The following is a 16,403-nucleotide window of genomic DNA, read 5'->3' on the forward strand; positions in this document are numbered from 1 at the left end:
TGTATTCCTCGATAATTTCCTTCGGCCCGTCGATCGTCATCCTAGCGCGCTCGACATTATCGGGCACTTCGCGCGGCGCACCGAACCCGCGACTTTCTGCGCCTTCCTGCGCGGCTTTACGGATCGTCTCACGGTCCGGCCTGTCATCCATAAACGCGTTTCGTCCCATGACTTATTTCCCTTCAATCTGCTGGATCATAGCGATTACCGCGTCTGCGTAGGCGTCCCGGTTATCCAAGGCTTTCGTTCGCGGGGTATCGTTTAAGTCCATTTCCTCGATCATTTCTCCGTCCTCGAACATATTGGCGTAGGCTTCGCGTTGCATGATCGTGACTGGCACCATCGGCACGCCTGCCTCATCCAGTTGGCTTCTCAATTCGCGCTCGCGATGTGTCGCGAACGCAGCGTTGGTGCGGTTCAGGAGAATTGCGAACGGGATTTCGCGCTGAAAGACTTTCGACGTGCCTTTGATGTGTTGGACCGCAACGCCGGCAAGCGAGATTTCCATGGAGGATGGTTTTATGGGGACGAGCACGAAATGCGCTCGCCCGAGCGCAAAAGTGGCCGTTTGGGTTTTGACGCCTTCAAGGTCCACGATGACATAATCGTGGCCGTCCTCGGCCTCGATTATGATGTCCATGACCTTTTCTGCGTCATCTGCCGGAGCCGATAGAACGGCAAACGGCATCGGCCGATCGAGCGATTTGCGGTTATCCTGCCAGCGCAGGATATTTTCGTTGCGGTCGCAATCGACGATTGCGACCTGGCTATGCTTCGACAGAGCTTGCGCGAGCAGAAGCGCGCTTGTCGTTTTGCCTGTCCCGCCCTTCGGGTTCATCATCACGATTACCGGCATTCCATCCTCCGCAGCGTAGCATAGCATTGTTGCCAAGGGCATTGCATAGCGCCATGCGGCGCTATGCGCAAGCCCGCTGCTGCGCATACTGCACCGGCCTGCACTGCAATGTAATGGTGTAGGCTGGTGTAGGCTGGTGTAATATTGCGGAGGCAAGCGCTGCGAGCGCTGTTCGCTCGATGAATGTTGATCGGATGGCCTCAGCGGTATAGCTGAACCATGGCAAAGTATCAGCGATCAGGATTGTTGGGGCGCGACGTTGAAAAAGCGCTGGACGAGGGCGGCAAAGTTATCTTTGCGCGGATTGTGCAACATGACAACGGCTCTTGGTTCATCAACGTGATTGGCGATTGGACCGATGGGCAGGAAATGAGCTTGGCCCTGTATGATCGGATGCGAGTAAGGCTGTTTAAGCGGCTTGGAACTTGCCTTTCAACAGTCCTCGAAAGTCTCGATTACGGTGGCTCCATTCAAATAATTCCAGTCGAAGGCAGGCACGCTCAAACGGTTATTTAGAGCGGCAAACTGCCGCCGCGTTTGACTGCTAAAGGTTGACGGCCTACCCCCCCATGTGATTCCGGTGGTAATTCACGTCTCCGGGTCGAAGGGATTACGCCGTGGGTATCCAATTGCTGAAAGCTAATGCGTTGCACTCGCGCTTGGCGAAGGTGCAGGGGAAGGCTCGATTGGAGATCGTTCCGTGCGAAAACGGAGCCTGGACGCTTACGGTAAAAATCGCAGAAACCCTTTATATTCTGGCATGTGCGGACGCGCCGAAGGCCCGAACATATCCGACGATGCTCGGCGCTGTAAGGCGTGCCCTTCATAGCTTTTCAGACGTAGCAAGCATTTGGGTCGAACCGGGCAATCGCATTGCTGGTTGCGCCCTGACTCTCGAAGGTGTAACGTGATTTCTATCATGTTTCACTTAGGGGGCCTTCGTGATTATAGCATCCGTTTCCTTGGCGGCGTTACTCGCGCAGTGCGCCCCCCAAGTATCGCCTGATACCATGGCGGCTATCGTCCAGACGGAGAGCGAAGGTAATCCGTGGGCGATAGGCGTGAATGGCGCGGCAGGCGTCAGACAACCTAGCTCCCAGGATGAAGCGATACGGGTGGCGCGTGATCTGATCGCGCGTGGCCGGAACATCGATATGGGGCTGGCGCAGATAAACAGCGCCAATCTGTCTTGGCTCAAGCTCAGCGTGGAACAGGTATTCGATCCGTGCACCAATTTGCGAGCGGGCGCTTATATCCTGACCGACAATTATCGCCGGGCTGTCAGCACCGGCATTGAGCGGCCGCTGCACGCGGCCCTTTCAGCTTATAACACGGGCAGTTTCACGCGCGGCCTGCGCAACGGATATGTTGCCAAGGTCATGCGCAATGGCGGGCAGGGGGCTTTGACGCTCGCGCCGACCGCTCCCGTTCTCATCCAGGGGGACAACGCTCCCTTGGAAGCCAGCGAGGCAATCGCGCTGGCGAGCGCTCCCCAAGTCGAAGAAGTGCCCGCGCGCCCTCCCGCATGGGATGTGTTCGGGAAAGCCGCGTGGGAGCGGAAATATGCGGACGCCAATCAAGTAGGGAAGGAAATTTCGTATGAATAAGTTTGTTGCGCGCGGCGTAGTCGCCGCGCTGATTGCATCGTTTGCCACCTCGCCGGCTTTCGCGGCCGCGACGGGCGGCGGGCTCTCGAACGTCGAAAATCTGTTGAACGGGCTTGTCGACCTCCTGACAGGGGGCATCGCCCGCGCAATTGCTATTATTGCGCTGATCTTCTGCGGCTTCCTCATTGCGTTCGGGCGCGGCTCAACGATGATTTGGAGTGTCCTTATCGGTATCGTGCTCGTCTTTTCGAGCGCGTGGATCGTGGACCAAATCATTGCCTAAGCGGTTTCCTCCGCTGCTTGGGTTGGGGGGCGTGGCACTGCTGGCCGCGCTCCCTGCACCGGCCTTCGCGAATGACGCGGCGGCGGTTGCGAACGCGATCAAAGATTATCTTCTTGGCGGAATGACCGTCTTCGTGACGCTGGCGATCATCGTCGTCGGCCTCATGTTTTGGGCCGGTCGCGGGGCCAGCCAAATGGCCGTGACGGGCATTTGCGCCATCGCCTGCCTTAGTGCCTACGGAGCGATAGTCAGCGCGATTACGGGCGGCGATGCAACAGCGGTTGCATCGGTCTTCCGCGCGGGACTGGTTGGGGTGGCCGCCGCTGCCTTCCCCTTGGTGCTCGTTCTGGCGGGCTATTCATACATGACCGGGCGCGGGTCTTTCCAGATTTTAATCCCGATCCTCGCCGGGCTCATTCTGGTGTTCTCGGCAAGCGCAATTGCCGAGCTGGCGGGGTTTTGAGCGATGACGCGGAATAGGGAAGGGCGCAAATGAGGCCGGAAGACGAACCGCTAGTCGATGATACGCTGTTCTTGGCGCTGACGCGGCCCGCGATGCTTTGGGGCGTTCCGCTCGAAGGCGCGGTTTATATCATCCTGATCGGGATCTTCGGGCTCTTGGCGACCGGAAACCCGCTTTACGGCCTTGGCCTTGGCGGTGGCCTGTTCTTCGCCGCGCGCCTCGTCGCCAAGCAAGATTACAACCAGTTCCGGGTGCTGTCGCTGTGGATGCGGACCAAGGGCCTGCCGGCGAATGGTCGCATTTGGAAAGGGTCAAGCTACGGGCCGCTGGCCTCACCACTGTTGAAGCGAAAGGGCTTTGCCAATGTTCCCGAAAGTTAAGGAAGCCCAACGCGACGCCAATCCGCGCAAATTGCTGCCCTTCAAGGGGCATGTCACGGAGAATGTGATTCTCTGCGATCGCGGCGAGTTGGTTGCGGTGATGCGCCTTGAAGGGCGCTCCTTCCAGACGATGGATATTTGGGAGGTCAACGACTGGCATAACAAGCTCAACATTGCGCTTCGCTCGGTCGGCAATGAGCGACTTGCGGTTCATTCCTACATGGTCCGCCGCGCCCGCAGCGAATATCCAGGCGGCGAGTTTCCCGAAGGGTTCGAGCGTGAGCTGAACGATGCCTATCGGGAATCGCTTGCTGGCAAGCGCATGTATAGCAATGAGCTGTATCTTGCGGTGGTCCAGCGCCGCGCGGTCGGTAGTGCCGGTAAGGCGAGCGATCGGCTGACCGCGCTGTTTTCCAAACAGCGCGAAGACGATGGCGATCTTTCGGACCGGATAGACGATTTCAACGGAACGCTGCGCGACCTGGCTAAGCTGCTAGGCGCTGGCGAGCCGCGCCTATTGTCGCTTTATGAGCGCGACGGCTTGCAGTTCTCCGAAGTTTTGGAGTTCCTGAACAAGGTTCTGACGGGGCGCGATCGTGCGCTTCCGCTCGTTCGCGGGCACCTTTCGGGGGCGCTGTTTTCTGACCGGATCATTTTCGGCAGCGAGGTTATCGAGCTGCGCGAAGCGGGCGGCTCACGATTTGCCGGCATCCTCGGCGTGCGTGAACATGCAGCCGTAACCTTTCCGGGCATGTTGAACGGCCTTCTCGGCGGTGATTTCGAGTGCATTCTTTCGCAGTCGTTTGGCTTCCTCGCAAAGCCTGCCGCCGCCGAACAGGCGCGCAAGAAAATGGCGCAACTCGTTTCGACCGATGATGTGGCGATCAGTCAGACGGACGAGCTGGCGGCAGCGCAGGACAGTCTCCAATCGAACGAATTTGTCCTGGGCGAGCATTCGATGCAGCTCATGGTTTTTGGCGCTGACGTAAAGCGGCTGAATGAAAATTTGAGCGTGGCGCGCGCGATTATGAGCGAAGGCGGGATGGTGGCCGCGCGCGAAGATTTGGCGCTCGAAGCGGCCTATTGGTCGCAACTGCCAGCCAATTACAACCTGCGCCCGCGTCCAGCGCTTATTACGTCGCGCAATTTCGCGGCTCTGGCGCCGTTCCATACCTATCCGGTGGGGAAGGCGGATCCGCGACTTCTTCACGCGCACCTCAAGCCTATTGCCGGCCTGCTGGCGGCGGACGGGATAACCGAACTTGTGGTCAATAAGCCGGGGGAAGTCGCGGTCGAAAGCAAGGCCGGATGGGCGTGGCATGATGTGCCGGACCTGACCGATACGGGGCTGACCAATCTCGGCCGATTGATCGCCAATTCGACCAATCAGAAGCTCGATGCGAGCCGACCGCTCGTTTCGGCCATGCTGCCGGGCGGCGAGCGCGTCCAGGTGGTAGCGCCGCCCGCTGTCGAAGCGGGCTGTTATTCGCTGACGATCCGCAAGCCTTCGGTGGTCGATTTTTCGATGGACGATCTCGAAAAAGGCGGATTGTTCGCATCCGTAACCAAGCCAGGCGAACAGGTATCGGACGCGGAGAAAGAGCTGCTGAAACTGTATCAAGCGGGGGAATGGGCCGAATTTCTCAAACTCGCTGTGGTGGCGCGCAAGAATATTCTCATCAGCGGTGCGACCGGCTCGGGCAAAACCACACTCTCGAAGGCGCTCATCGCGCATATTCCGATAGAAGAACGGTTGCTGACGATCGAAGACACGCGCGAATTGAACGCGCCGCACCGCAATGTCGTCCACATGCTCTATTCGAAGGGCGGGCAGGGCAAGGCGGCGCTGTCGGCTAAGGAGCTGCTGGAAGCGAGCTTGCGGATGCGGCCCGACCGGATTCTGCTGCAAGAGCTGCGCGATGGCACGGCCTTCTATTATTTGCGCAATGTTAATTCAGGCCATCCGGGGTCGATCACCACGGTTCATGCTGACAGCGCCGCGCTCGCTTTCGAGCAATTGACCCTGCTGGTGAAGGAAAGCGAGGGCGGTTCTGATCTTGCCCGCGATGATATTCGCTCGCTGCTCAAGCTGCTCGTTGATGTGGTCGTCCAGTGCAAAAAACAGGATGGCCAATTCATGATAACGGAGGTTTGGTATGGCCCTGCGGTCGAAAGCGAGTAGCCCTTGGCTTTGGCTTGCGATCTGCGTGGGCCTCCCGCTGTGGCTGCTCATTGCTGGCCTCGGCGCTGTTATCGCAGCGGGGGCCTTTGATCCGGACATTAACCCCCTCGGCATCCCTTCATTTGTCATCACCAATTGGCATTTCGATGCGGTGCGAAAAGGCTTCTTGATCGGCGCGGGCGGCTCGGCCGTCATTGCCGCGCTGCTGGCGGTTCTGATTCTCCGCAAGCCGGTGAAGCTGCATGGCGATGCCCACTGGGCGACGATGACGGATATTAAGAAGGCGGGCCTTCTTGCTCCGGAGGGCCTGCTGCTCGCGGCCTACAAGGGCAAGATATTGAAGCTGGGCGGATCGGAGCATGTTCTTGTCGAGGCTCCAACGCGCGCCGGTAAAGGCGTGGGCATCGTCGTTCCGAACCTTCTCCAATGGAGGGATTCGGCGGTAATTCTCGACATTAAGCGCGAGAACTGGAAGCTGACGGCGGGCTATCGGGCAGGGCTCGAACAGACCGTTTTCATGTTCGACCCGCTCGATCCTCGTTCGGCTCGCTTCAACCCGCTAGCGCATATTGACCGCTCCGATGGCGAGAGCGTCATTAACGAGCTGCAAAAGATCGGGACGATGCTCTACCCGGAGCCGAAAAACGCCGATACCTTCTGGATGGATAGTGCGCGATCAGCCTTTATCGGACTCGGCGCCTATGTCGCTGCGCATCATGACGAGGAAGGGCCGGGGGGCTATCTCCCCTTCACGATCGGGGAGGTTTATCGCCAGGCCACGCGCGCGAATGGCAAAGTGTGGTTCTCCAAGATCGTTGCGGGGACGGCGAAAGCTATTCCGCCTTTGTCGGGGCCATGCGTCAACGCATTGGCTGACTATATTTCCAGCTCGGATAACACCCATTCGAGCATTCGGCAGACACTCACGTCGCGTATCAATCTCTGGCTCTCGGCCGATGTTGACCGCGCCACGTCCGAAAGCGATTTCGACCTCGGCCAGCTTCGCAGCTTCAAAACGTCGATCTATCTGTGCGCCTCGCCGGAGAACATCGAACGGGTGATGCCTCTCTACAATCTGGTGCTGCAACAGGTCATCGACCGCAATGTTGCCGAACTGCCGAACAAGAAACAGCATCCCTATCAGGTGCTGTTGTTGATGGACGAATTTGCTCGGCTCGGATCGGCCAAGATGATGGCCCAGGCGTTCTCATTCGTCGCCGGCTATGGCCTTCGGCTCATGCCGGTCATTCAATCTCGCTCGCAGCTCAAGGATATTTATGGCGAGCATGTCGCCAGAGAGATTATCACCAATTGCGGCGTGGAAGTCATTTTCGGCGTGAAAGAGGATGCCATTGCCCGCGAGCTGGAATCGCGCATCGGCACCTATACGTTCAAGGCTCGGGCAAAAAGCCGGAAGCCTTGGGACGCATTTCAGGGCACGATAACCGTTTCGGACCAGCGGCGTTCATTGCGCAACGCTCGCGAAATTACCGATATGAGCGAGAATAAACTGCTCATCTTGCGCGCCGCTACGCCGGCGATCGAGGCCGACAAGCTCCGGTTCTACGAGATTCCCAAGCTGGAAGAGCTGTCCGGGATTCCGCCTCCAGCATTGCAATTGCGGCGGCCAGCTCCCGGTGTGGACACACACGTAGCGGCACCAGCGCCGCCGTCAGCCGCCGGATTGCCGTTCGATCCCGATGAGGTTCCGAACGGGGGCGCGGAATTGCAAAGCTGGATCTTGGCCAACCTTTATGAAGTCCCGGAAGGAAAAGAAAAATGGTGATTGGTAGCAACGCGAACAATGGCGCTGGAAGGCGTGGCCAAAGTCCAGCGGAAGGGGCTGACAGCTCAAGGGATGCTGCAAAGGGTGCAGGGGTGAATGCGGGGCAGGGCCGCGATGCGGGCCGTGGCAAAAGCGGAAGTGAGATTATTCGGCAGCAGCTCGAACAGGCCGCCGCACAGAAGTTTCCCGGCGATCGGACCGGTGCCGCAAACTTTATGAAGGAAGCGAGCAAGGCAATGGGTCGCGCTGAAAGGGAGGGGATGGTTCCCAGGCCACAGGGCCGCGAACGTCCGCAAGAACAGGAAGCCGCGCGCCCGCGCGATGGCGACAGGGACCGCTAGACGCGAAAGCCAAGGCGCAAAATACAACAAGCACAACCCTAATGTGCTAATTCTACGATTGATGGTGCGGGCATCGCCGGAAAACTAATAGGGGTGGGGACCTCCCCTCCTTTCTGGCGCGCGATGGGATTCTCACCCCGTACAACATGTGAGAAGTGTCTCTTATCATATGCTCTTCCGCTTCAAGGTGCAGTATGGTAGAAAGGAGGAGTTCTTTCTAGAAAGGCGCTCCTCATGAGCCTCAATGTCAAAGACCCCGAAGCCCATCGGCTCGCCCAGGCTATTGCTCAGGCGACGGGCCAGAGCATGACCCGCGTGGTGACCGACGCCCTGCGCGAGCGCTTCGCCAGGATTGAGCGCCGCAGGGGCAAGGCGAACGTGCAGGAGCTGCTGGCGATCGCCGATCGGGCCGCCGCGCATGTGAAGCGCCCCTATGTTGACCATGCTGAATTGCTCTATGACGAAAGCGGCCTGCCGAAATGATCCTCGATACGTCGGCCCTGGTTGCGATCCTCTATCGGGAACCCGAGGCGGAGGCTTTCGCGCGGCGCATTCACGATGCTGATACCTGCCGCATCAGCGTGGCAAACCATGTTGAATTGTCGATGGTCATTGAAAGCCAGCTCGGCCCCCAAGGGATGCGCCAGACCGAAGCCTTCTTCCGGCGCGCCGGCATCACGATTGAGCCGGTGACGCTCGATCATGGCGAGCTGGCGCGGCAAGCCTTTCTCGATTTCGGGAAGGGCCGTCACAAGGCGGGGCTGAACTTCGGCGACTGCTTTTCCTATGCGCTCGCCAAAGCGACTGGCGAGCCGCTGCTGTTCAAAGGCAATGATTTTTCCCTGACAGATATCGAGGCCGCCGCATAACTCCTGCGCCCGCGCCAACGTCTATAGTTATGGAGGCGACCGGAATGCGGGCCGTACATGAGAATATCGCAGGCCCGTTAGCGATCAAGGAAGATCTGGCCCTCTATGGCCTCGTCACCATTGGCGCGACGCTGCACAGCGGGACCAAGCTGGTTCTCCACGGCACGATCGGCGGGGACCTGACAATCGAGCCCCGGACCCGTGCGATCATTCATGGCACCGTCGCGGGGTGCATCTACAACATGGGCGGGCGAGTGGAAATATTCGGCTTTGTCGATGCTGTCGAAGACTCTTCCCCGGACGCCGTCACAGTCATTAACGCCGCCGCCTCCGTTCGCCGCGGGCGAGCGAACATCAACGGAAGCGAGCGAGACAGCTAAGCGTCTCTGACGACTGTCTGCGTGGGGCCGTGCTCCTTGGTAGCGCTGCGCCGGGATAGCTCGCTCTCGACCAATTTGAGCGCTTCTGACGCCTGATGCGCGAAGGGTCGCCGGATTCTATTTTCTCGCGATAAAATTGGCTAAGCTCTCGGAGCTGGGTGGGCTCATATGATCCCAGGCGTTTCTTGATGGTGGCGAGCGCTTCCATCGCTCTTGGCTGCGGTCCGTGTTCAGGATAATTTTCACGGAACAGCTCGGCCGCCTCGTGTTCTAGCATATATGCCGGCAAAGCCCAGTCCTGCAATGCCGCGGCCTGGTCGAGCGCGCCCGGCTTGGTCTCGATCAGCGCCAGGTAATGCAGCGGATCGGCGACGAACTCGCCCGTGCCATAGCTGCGCGGATGTCTCGCGATCTCGCTGTCGCCGCAAAGGATCACCACTGTATCGACGAAGCCCTTCACCACGACGTCCTGGAAGCCATAGCGGGTCGGGACCGAGTAATCGTTCGTCCGGTAGCGCACGAGCGCGCTCGACGATACGCCGGCGCTGCGCGTCTCGCATGGCTCGAACGTCCCGGCCGGCAAGACTCGCAGCGCCGTCAGGTCCGCCAGCAGCCGTTCGCCAATGGTCGCGGCGTGCCATCCAGCCCGCTCGCCCTGGCGGGCACAACAACGCTCGAGGAGTTCGGCATTGAAGTCGTCGAAGCTCGCCGCCTGCGCGATCGGCGTCATGAACTTGGCGCGGGCATGCTTCACCAACCCTTCGACTTTGCCTTTATCGTTGCCCTTGAGCCCGAACACCCGCGCCGCTTCCCGCTGGCTCTTCCCCTCGATGAATACAAACCGCCGCACCGCTGCGTAGACTTTCACGGCATACATCCCCGGCCGCCCCCCAAAAAGCAGCAGCCTAACCAATGGCCGGTTTTTACACCGCCTCGCTCAGCAAAATGCAGGCGTTCCAGTGGCTGGTTTTGTCAGCGCCGTGCACACGCACAGGATGTTGAGGTAACAGCTCTGGCGATACCAAATCGGGTCGACCGGTTTCGGGCGATGGTAGTTGGCAGCCATCGCGTCTGTACGCCAAAGGGAACAATTTGGGAACATCGCAGGCCTGATCGATTACGAAAGCGAAAGTGCCTATTCTTCCTGCGCACCATGAACTATGTCGATGATGTAGACGTGCACTCCATCGACCAAATAGCGGATGAGATAGGGTCGAATAAGCGACCATTGCCGCAAACCTTGGCCGATGCTCCGGCCTTTGTCGGGAAAATCGGCAAGGCTTTCGGCAGCTTCCACCAGCCGCTCAGCGAAGCGGGCCGCTGCTTCCGGGTTGAACTGTCCGATATAAGAGCGAATTGCGGCGAGGTCCGAAAGCGCCTCGCGCGTCCAGACTACTTGAGCCATTCAGGCGGCATGGGCGCTTCGTCGGCTGTGCCCCAGGTCTTGAGCCAGTCTGTCACTGCCGCATTTGGCACCACTCGCCCTGCCGCAATATCGGCCAACGCACGTTTGCGCGACAATTCGAGCGCATCGGGATCTTCGTAGAGGGTGCGTTCAGCGTTCATGCAATCAAACATAGCACCTCTCGCCTTGCAAGGCGAGATGCCCGTTCAACTTATGGCGCCGGTGCTGGCAGGATGTGAGGAGAGGAGAAGCGTCATCAACTACCTCCTGTGGCATTGAAGCGCTGGCCGGTCGGAGCGCTCAATAGACATTTTCGGTCCCGTAACGCGGGCGGTGATCCCGGCTCCGACATAGGTCGGTTCAAGCGAAAAAGCCGCGAGCCGCACGGGCTGGTCGTTTGGCTGCGACAGGTCAATCATTTGGCCGCCCTCGAAAACATCGACGGAATAGGCCTTCCCGTCGCTGCAAGTATAAACATGGCGTCCGATGGCATCGGGATCGGAGCCGGGGATGTGGTCCCGGTCTTCTGGCGAAGCCGAACAACCCGAGCTGGCCAAGGCGGCCAGGAGGCCAAGGATTGCGCTCGTCGGCCTATCGATCATCTGGGGCTCCGATTGAGGCTGCGACACGAACTGGTCGCCGTGGGCGCCACAGGGGGCAAGCGCCCACGGCGTGGCCCTTCTCGGTCACGCGATGGCCAGCAAAGTGCTTGAAGGACCGAAACGCGCGCGGGGGCCGATTAGAAGAAACCACCCATAGTAAAGGAGGTGTCTGCAATGCCTGTTCGGATGGATCGGAGCCGCGGTGCGCGACAAGGCGAACAGTTCGGAAGCGGTGGTCCTCCCCTCCGCCAGCGAGGCGAAGGGGAGGTCTCGTTGCGGCAGGCGACGTGATGTTGCCCGCGCAGTCTTGCGTTCGGCATCTTTTGCCCGAAACGCGAGAGCATCTGTCATTCGCGCTCTTCCGCAATCGTTTTCTGGCCCCTGCCGCCAATGACTTCTACCTTTTCGAGGGTAATTAAGCCAATGTCCGGGATGTCTGCGAGGCCATCGACAAAAGTCCGGAGCCTCTGCTCTTTCTCGACGATCTCGATGACGACTGCGCGATCGCTTTCAAAAACGTGACGCCGATGGATATGCGCCGATCTGCCGAAACCCAGCCTGGCATCCAGAACGGTGATGCCCGCCAATCCCGCATCGCGCGCGCGCGATGCAATCACCTCCAGTACCTTGCGGTCGCCCAGGTAAGCGCCTTCGTCGGTGTAGATACGCAGCAACTTTGTCGTTTCAGGCATGATTTTCCTCCTTCACGCCGTTTCTGGTGCAACGGGCGAGGCATTCTCGTCCTTCCTGCGCTGGCGGTTTTCGATTGCTCCGAGCACAACCTTCGCAATCGACGGCAACACCAGAAGGGTGAGGACGGTTGCAGCGATCAACCCGCCGATGACCGTGACAGCGAGCGGCTTCTGAACTTCAGCCCCGGTCCCTGTAGCGATCGCCATCGGAATGAAGCCGATCGCCGGAACAAAACCGGTCATGATGACTGCACGCATCTTCTCGGCCATGCCTTCCCGGATCGCCTCGATCAAAGGCATCCCGTGCTCCTGACGTTCTCGAATAGCGGTCATCACCACCAGACCGTTAAGAACCGAAACACCGGCCAGCACAATTAGCCCGACCGCTGCCGAGACGGAGAAGTTGATACCGGTCAGGGCGAGGGTGAAAATCCCGCCGGCCAAGCCCAGCGGCAAGGTCAGGAAGACCGCAGTTGCTCGTCCGGCCGATCCAAGGGCCACGAAAAGCAGCACGAAGATGGCGACAAAGGCAAGCGGGACCACGATTGAAAGTCGTGATGTCGCGGCTTGCAGGCTCTCGAACTGTCCGCCCCATTCCAGATAATATCCAGCAGGCAGCTTTACCTGAGCAATCTTTGCCTGCGCTTCCTGGACAAACGAACCTGCGTCGCGCCCTTCCAGATTCAACTGCACGACGACACGGCGCTTGCCGTTCTCGCGTCTGATTTCGTTGAGGCCTTCCGTGAGACTTATCTGCGCCACCTGTGCCAAAGGAACCTGCTTCCGCAGTTCGCCGGATTCTTCAGGCAAAAGCACAGGAAGTGAGCGGATGTCATCGAGATTGACCCGCGTTGCGTCAGGCACGCGTACAGTGATGTCGTAGCGCCGATCGCCCTCGTAAAGGAGGCCGGATTCGCGCCCTCCGAGAGCTGCGGCTACAGTATCGGCCACTTCCTGGACTGTCAGGCCGTAGCGAGCGATCATTGCGCGATCGAGTTTTACATCGAGCACGGGCGCACCGCCGACCTGATCGGCCTTTACGCTGCTTGCTCCCGGGATAGTCTGCAGCACCCGCACCATTTCGTTTGCCGTCTGCGACATTTTGTCGAGGTCGTCCCCATAGAGTTTGATCGCTACATCGCCGCGGACACCCGAAATCAGTTCGTTGAAGCGAAGCTCGATCGGCTGACTGACTTCATAAAGCTGACCGAGCTGAGCGCCGGCCGCCTTTTCGATGCGTTCAACTACATCGCCTTTGGTATGGACGCCATCCGGCCACTCGTCCTCTGGCTTCAGAATAACAAAACCATCGGAGACGTTCGGCGGCATCGGGTCGGTTGCGACTTCGGCCGTCCCCGTTTTTGAGAACATCAGTTCCACTTCCGGCAACTTAGCGACCGCTTCCTCGACCTTGAGTTGCATCGCCAGCGATTGTTCGAGACTGACCGAAGGCACCCGGGTGGAGGCAACCGCCAAGTTCTTTTCGTCGAGTTGCGGTATGAACTCCGACCCAAGCAGCCCGAAGACCGGAACGGCCGCCAGAAAGAAAGCGACGCCCCCGGCGATGAACGGGAGTGGCCGTGCAAGCGCCTTGTCGAGAAGAGGCAGATACCGATCCTTGCTCTTGCGGATCAGCCACACCTCCTTCTCGGCGACACGTCCGCGAATGACGATCGCTACCAGCGCAGGCACAAGTGTGATCGCAAGGATAAATGCGGAGACGAGTGCCAGCATGATGGTGATTGCCATGGGCGAGAAGGTCTTGCCCTCGACGCCTGTGAACATGAGGAGCGGCGCGAAGGAAAGAAGGATGATCGCCTGACCGAATACCGTCGGTTTGATCATCTCTTGCGAGGCGTGCATTGTCTCCTCAAGCCGTTCTCGAAGCGAGAGCAGCCGACCTTCATGTTCCTGCCGATGCGCCAGTCGCGCGAGACAGTTCTCGATAATGATTACGGCGCCGTCGACGATGAGGCCGAAGTCCAGTGCGCCAAGGCTCATGAGGTTGCCCGGCACGCCGAATGAATTCATTCCCATCGCCATCATAAGGAACGAGAACGGAATGACCAGAGCGGCGATGATCGCCGCGCGCCAGTTTCCCAGCAGCAGGAACAGCGACGCCGCCACGAGCAGGGCGCCTTCGGTGAGATTGCGTTCGACGGTTCCCACGGTGGCGCTGACCAGCTCGGCGCGGTCGAGAACGATTTTGGCTTCTACGCCCGGCGGCAACGTCTTCGATACCTGATCGATCCTCGCCGAAACGTCCTCGGCAACGATCCGACTGTTTTCGTTGATAAGCATGAGCACGGTGCCGATCACCGCCTCCTTACCGTTCAGACTTCCCGCGCCGGTGCGGAGATCGCCGCCGATCTTGACGTTGGCGATCTGACCGATCGTGATCGGAACGCCGCCTCGCGTGGCTGCAACGGCGTTCCTGATTTCGTCGACGGAACGTGCGCGCGCATCGACGCGAACAAGATAAGCTTCGCCGCCGCGATTGTAGTAATTGGCACCTACGGCAAGATTGGCCTTTTCCAGAGCCTCCCCTAGTTCGCTGTAGGAGATGCCGAAATTGGTTAATTTGGTCGGATCGGGTTCGACAACGAACGTCTTGGCGTAGCCACCGATCGAGTCGACGCCCGCAACGCCCGGCACTGCCTTCAGCTGGGGTCCGATGATCCAGTCCTGCACGGTGCGCAGATAGCCGGCTTTGGCGACCTCGTCGGTGAGCAGGTCGCCTTCGGGCGTGAGATAGCTTCCGTCGGGTTGCCAGCCAGGTTGCCCGGCGACCTTCTTCGCGCCCTTCCCGTCCGGATTGGTATAGCCGACGGTGTACATGACCACTTCGCCCAGGCCCGTTGTCACGGGTCCGATTTGCGGCTGCACACCTTCGGGGAGGTCCTCGGTCACCTGTCTTAGCCGCTCTCCGACCTGCTGTCGTGCGAAGTAAAGGTCGGTGGATTCCGAGAATATCGCTGTAACCTGGCTAAATCCGTTGCGCGAAATCGAGCGCGTCGTCTCTAGTCCTGGAATGCCAGCGAGCGAGATTTCGACCGGATAGGTAACCAGTTTTTCGATTTCGACCGGCGACAGACGCGGATCGACAGTGTTGATCTGCACCTGGTTGCTGGTGATGTCTGGCACTGCATCGATCGGCAACTTGGTCAGCTGCCAGATGCCGAGGCCAGCGATTGCAAGAAAGAGGAACAGGACCATCCAGCGGGCGCGGACGGACAGTGCGATAAGTCGAGCAATCATGAGCTATTCCTCCTCGCCTGCGCCCTTGCCGAGCTCGGCTTTCAGCAGGAACGCATTCGTGGTGGCGATCATCTGACCCGTCTTCAGCCCCGAAGCGATTTCCACGCGTCCGGCGCTGCGCCTGGCAACCGTGACATTGTTCGCGCGAAATCCGTCCTCGGTTCGCACAAAGACGACATCGCGGCCCTCCAGCGTCTGAAGCGCCTCCTCGGGAATTACGATCGCGTCCGACACCTCGCCGCGGCTCGGCAGCAAGCGGACCCGCACCGGCAGCCCTGGCTGGAGGCTTCCCGGAACGTCGAGCACGGCCGTTGCCGAACGCGTTTCCCCGGCAAGACCGGGCGTAATCGCGCGGACGCGTGCCTCGATTGTTCGTCCATCGGGTAACTCCACGACCGCCCGGTCGCCCGGAACGAGCCGCTGCGCATCCGTTGGCCCGACCGCAGCTTCGATTTGCACCTTCGACGGGTCCGCCACTCGGAACAACTCGGTTTCGGGTTGGACATATGCGCCAAGACTGACGTTTTCGCTGGTCACCCGACCGGATATGGGACTGGCAACGACTGAGCCGCTGCCATCGCCCGTGACATTGGCTGCCCTGGCCGCAAGCCGCGCGCGCTGGGCCTCGGCGGCCGCGACAGCAGCTTCGGCTTGCGCCCGCTCATAATCCACGCGAGCCGATACCTGCTGTTGGTAAAGTTGCCGTTCGCGAGCGAGATTGCGCTGAGCAAGAACCGCCTGCGCCTCTGCGGCGGTCTTCGCGGCTGCGATCTGGGCCGCGTCCCGGCTTCGGACGATGGCGAGCGCCTCGCCAGCGCGGACCGGATCACCGAGCCGCTTGTACACGCGGGTCACAGCCCCACTGGCCAAGGCCGTGACAATTGCCTCGCCGGTCGGCGAAGCGGTCACCGTAGCCTGAGCAAGAACCTCCGAACCGAGGCCGCCCGACTGAACCGTCTCCACAGCAATATTAGCCGCCCGGATCGCGTCCGGCGTCATCGCAAGAGTGTCCATAGGAGCGACCGCTTCCTCGGCCTGTTCCTCATTGCCGGTTTCAACGACAGGGTCTGCGGTACATTGCGATACCGCGACAGCTCCGGCGGCGACGAGCAACACCGCACCCGCTCCGCCCAGGATTCGCCTATTGGGTTGGATCATTGAACATCTCCGGAAATCAGGGGCCTGGCCGCGCGAGGAGTTCCAGCGCCGGAAGCCGCGAGGGCAAGAATGTGAAGCGGCGAAAGAGCTCCACCGAGAAAGTTTCCTTGCGCGTGCTGCGAACTGCAACCGAGCCCAGGA

At 59.8% G+C, this 16,403-nt stretch carries 16 protein-coding genes and 2 pseudogenes; 11 read left to right on the top strand and 7 right to left on the bottom strand.

Annotated features, from left to right (window positions below):
- Positions 1 to 172: 172 nt before the first annotated feature.
- On the bottom strand, positions 173 to 856 hold the full coding sequence (locus MKP08_RS13985) for an AAA family ATPase (RefSeq protein ID WP_241555652.1): 684 nt from the start codon (positions 854 to 856) through the stop codon (positions 173 to 175).
- A 219-nt stretch (positions 857 to 1,075) separates the two neighbouring features.
- On the opposite strand from MKP08_RS13985, the gene MKP08_RS13990 reads away from it, so the two are divergent.
- From MKP08_RS13990 to MKP08_RS14040, 11 genes and pseudogenes are all read left to right on the top strand, one after another.
- Complete coding sequence (locus MKP08_RS13990; protein ID WP_241555653.1) at positions 1,076 to 1,372, top strand: hypothetical protein; 297 nt, start codon at positions 1,076 to 1,078, stop codon at positions 1,370 to 1,372.
- Positions 1,373 to 1,797: 425 nt separating this feature from the next.
- Positions 1,798 to 2,463 (top strand): lytic transglycosylase domain-containing protein, encoded by a 666-nt coding sequence (locus MKP08_RS13995; protein WP_255750600.1) that lies wholly within the window; start codon positions 1,798 to 1,800, stop codon positions 2,461 to 2,463.
- On the top strand, positions 2,456 to 2,746 hold the full coding sequence (locus MKP08_RS14000; protein WP_241555655.1) for a TrbC/VirB2 family protein: 291 nt from the start codon (positions 2,456 to 2,458) through the stop codon (positions 2,744 to 2,746). Before MKP08_RS13995 ends, MKP08_RS14000 begins: the two co-directional genes overlap by 8 nt.
- A 31-nt stretch (positions 2,747 to 2,777) precedes the next feature.
- Complete coding sequence (locus MKP08_RS14005) at positions 2,778 to 3,209, top strand: TrbC/VirB2 family protein (RefSeq protein WP_241555656.1); 432 nt, start codon at positions 2,778 to 2,780, stop codon at positions 3,207 to 3,209.
- Positions 3,210 to 3,280: 71 nt separating this feature from the next.
- Entirely contained in the window at positions 3,281 to 3,589 is a 309-nt protein-coding gene (locus tag MKP08_RS14010) for a type IV secretion system protein VirB3 (RefSeq protein ID WP_241555657.1), read from the top strand.
- 322 nt (positions 3,590 to 3,911) lie between these two features.
- Positions 3,912 to 4,700: pseudogene (locus MKP08_RS14015) on the top strand (transporter); the annotation flags it as partial.
- A 69-nt stretch (positions 4,701 to 4,769) separates the two neighbouring features.
- Entirely contained in the window at positions 4,770 to 5,771 is a 1,002-nt protein-coding gene (virB11, locus tag MKP08_RS14020) for a P-type DNA transfer ATPase VirB11 (RefSeq protein ID WP_256970103.1), read from the top strand.
- Positions 5,746 to 7,557, top strand: a complete 1,812-nt coding sequence (locus tag MKP08_RS14025; RefSeq protein ID WP_241555658.1) for a type IV secretory system conjugative DNA transfer family protein — start codon at positions 5,746 to 5,748, stop codon at positions 7,555 to 7,557. The genes virB11 and MKP08_RS14025 overlap by 26 nt, the downstream gene beginning before the upstream one ends.
- 575 nt (positions 7,558 to 8,132) lie before the next feature.
- A complete protein-coding gene (locus tag MKP08_RS14030) occupies positions 8,133 to 8,381 on the top strand; it encodes a type II toxin-antitoxin system VapB family antitoxin (RefSeq protein ID WP_241555659.1) in 249 nt (82 codons plus the stop codon).
- Positions 8,378 to 8,767, top strand: coding sequence for a type II toxin-antitoxin system VapC family toxin (locus tag MKP08_RS14035; RefSeq protein ID WP_241555660.1), 390 nt, complete (start codon positions 8,378 to 8,380; stop codon positions 8,765 to 8,767). The genes MKP08_RS14030 and MKP08_RS14035 overlap by 4 nt, the downstream gene beginning before the upstream one ends.
- A gap of 44 nt (positions 8,768 to 8,811) precedes the next feature.
- Complete coding sequence (locus MKP08_RS14040) at positions 8,812 to 9,147, top strand: hypothetical protein (RefSeq protein ID WP_241555661.1); 336 nt, start codon at positions 8,812 to 8,814, stop codon at positions 9,145 to 9,147.
- 283 nt (positions 9,148 to 9,430) lie between these two features.
- Here the strand turns inward: MKP08_RS14040 and MKP08_RS14045 are convergent.
- From MKP08_RS14045 to MKP08_RS14070, 6 genes and pseudogenes are all read right to left on the bottom strand, one after another.
- A pseudogene (locus MKP08_RS14045) lies at positions 9,431 to 9,934 on the bottom strand (IS21 family transposase); the annotation flags it as partial.
- Positions 9,935 to 10,282: 348 nt separating this feature from the next.
- A complete protein-coding gene (locus MKP08_RS14050) occupies positions 10,283 to 10,552 on the bottom strand; it encodes a type II toxin-antitoxin system RelE/ParE family toxin (protein WP_241555662.1) in 270 nt (89 codons plus the stop codon).
- Entirely contained in the window at positions 10,540 to 10,713 is a 174-nt protein-coding gene (locus MKP08_RS14055) for an antitoxin (RefSeq protein WP_256970101.1), read from the bottom strand. The genes MKP08_RS14050 and MKP08_RS14055 overlap by 13 nt, the downstream gene beginning before the upstream one ends.
- A 788-nt stretch (positions 10,714 to 11,501) precedes the next feature.
- A complete protein-coding gene (locus tag MKP08_RS14060; RefSeq protein ID WP_241555664.1) occupies positions 11,502 to 11,846 on the bottom strand; it encodes a DUF190 domain-containing protein in 345 nt (114 codons plus the stop codon).
- A gap of 12 nt (positions 11,847 to 11,858) precedes the next feature.
- Positions 11,859 to 15,104, bottom strand: a complete 3,246-nt coding sequence (locus MKP08_RS14065) for an efflux RND transporter permease subunit (RefSeq protein WP_241555665.1) — start codon at positions 15,102 to 15,104, stop codon at positions 11,859 to 11,861.
- A gap of 3 nt (positions 15,105 to 15,107) precedes the next feature.
- On the bottom strand, positions 15,108 to 16,262 hold the full coding sequence (locus MKP08_RS14070) for an efflux RND transporter periplasmic adaptor subunit (RefSeq protein WP_120326039.1): 1,155 nt from the start codon (positions 16,260 to 16,262) through the stop codon (positions 15,108 to 15,110).
- Positions 16,263 to 16,403: the final 141 nt, after the last annotated feature.

Origin of the sequence: Erythrobacter sp. LQ02-29 (assembly GCF_022576075.2) — a bacterium.
Taxonomy (GTDB): Bacteria; Pseudomonadota; Alphaproteobacteria; order Sphingomonadales; family Sphingomonadaceae; genus Alteriqipengyuania.

Excerpts from the sequence above, each read along its gene's own strand:
- MKP08_RS14060 (WP_241555664.1), bottom strand. The coding sequence starts at position 11,846 with ATGCCTGAAACGACAAAGTTGCTGCGTATCTACACCGACGAAGGCGCT.
- MKP08_RS14070 (WP_120326039.1), bottom strand. The coding sequence starts at position 16,262 with ATGATCCAACCCAATAGGCGAATCCTGGGCGGAGCGGGTGCGGTGTTG.
- MKP08_RS13990 (WP_241555653.1), top strand. The coding sequence starts at position 1,076 with ATGGCAAAGTATCAGCGATCAGGATTGTTGGGGCGCGACGTTGAAAAA.
- MKP08_RS14050 (WP_241555662.1), bottom strand. The coding sequence starts at position 10,552 with ATGGCTCAAGTAGTCTGGACGCGCGAGGCGCTTTCGGACCTCGCCGCA.
- MKP08_RS14025 (WP_241555658.1), top strand. The coding sequence starts at position 5,746 with ATGGCCCTGCGGTCGAAAGCGAGTAGCCCTTGGCTTTGGCTTGCGATC.
- MKP08_RS14030 (WP_241555659.1), top strand. The coding sequence starts at position 8,133 with ATGAGCCTCAATGTCAAAGACCCCGAAGCCCATCGGCTCGCCCAGGCT.
- MKP08_RS13985 (WP_241555652.1), bottom strand. The coding sequence starts at position 856 with ATGCCGGTAATCGTGATGATGAACCCGAAGGGCGGGACAGGCAAAACG.
- MKP08_RS14055 (WP_256970101.1), bottom strand. The coding sequence starts at position 10,713 with ATGAACGCTGAACGCACCCTCTACGAAGATCCCGATGCGCTCGAATTG.
- MKP08_RS14065 (WP_241555665.1), bottom strand. The coding sequence starts at position 15,104 with ATGATTGCTCGACTTATCGCACTGTCCGTCCGCGCCCGCTGGATGGTC.
- MKP08_RS14035 (WP_241555660.1), top strand. The coding sequence starts at position 8,378 with ATGATCCTCGATACGTCGGCCCTGGTTGCGATCCTCTATCGGGAACCC.
- MKP08_RS14000 (WP_241555655.1), top strand. The coding sequence starts at position 2,456 with ATGAATAAGTTTGTTGCGCGCGGCGTAGTCGCCGCGCTGATTGCATCG.
- MKP08_RS14040 (WP_241555661.1), top strand. The coding sequence starts at position 8,812 with ATGCGGGCCGTACATGAGAATATCGCAGGCCCGTTAGCGATCAAGGAA.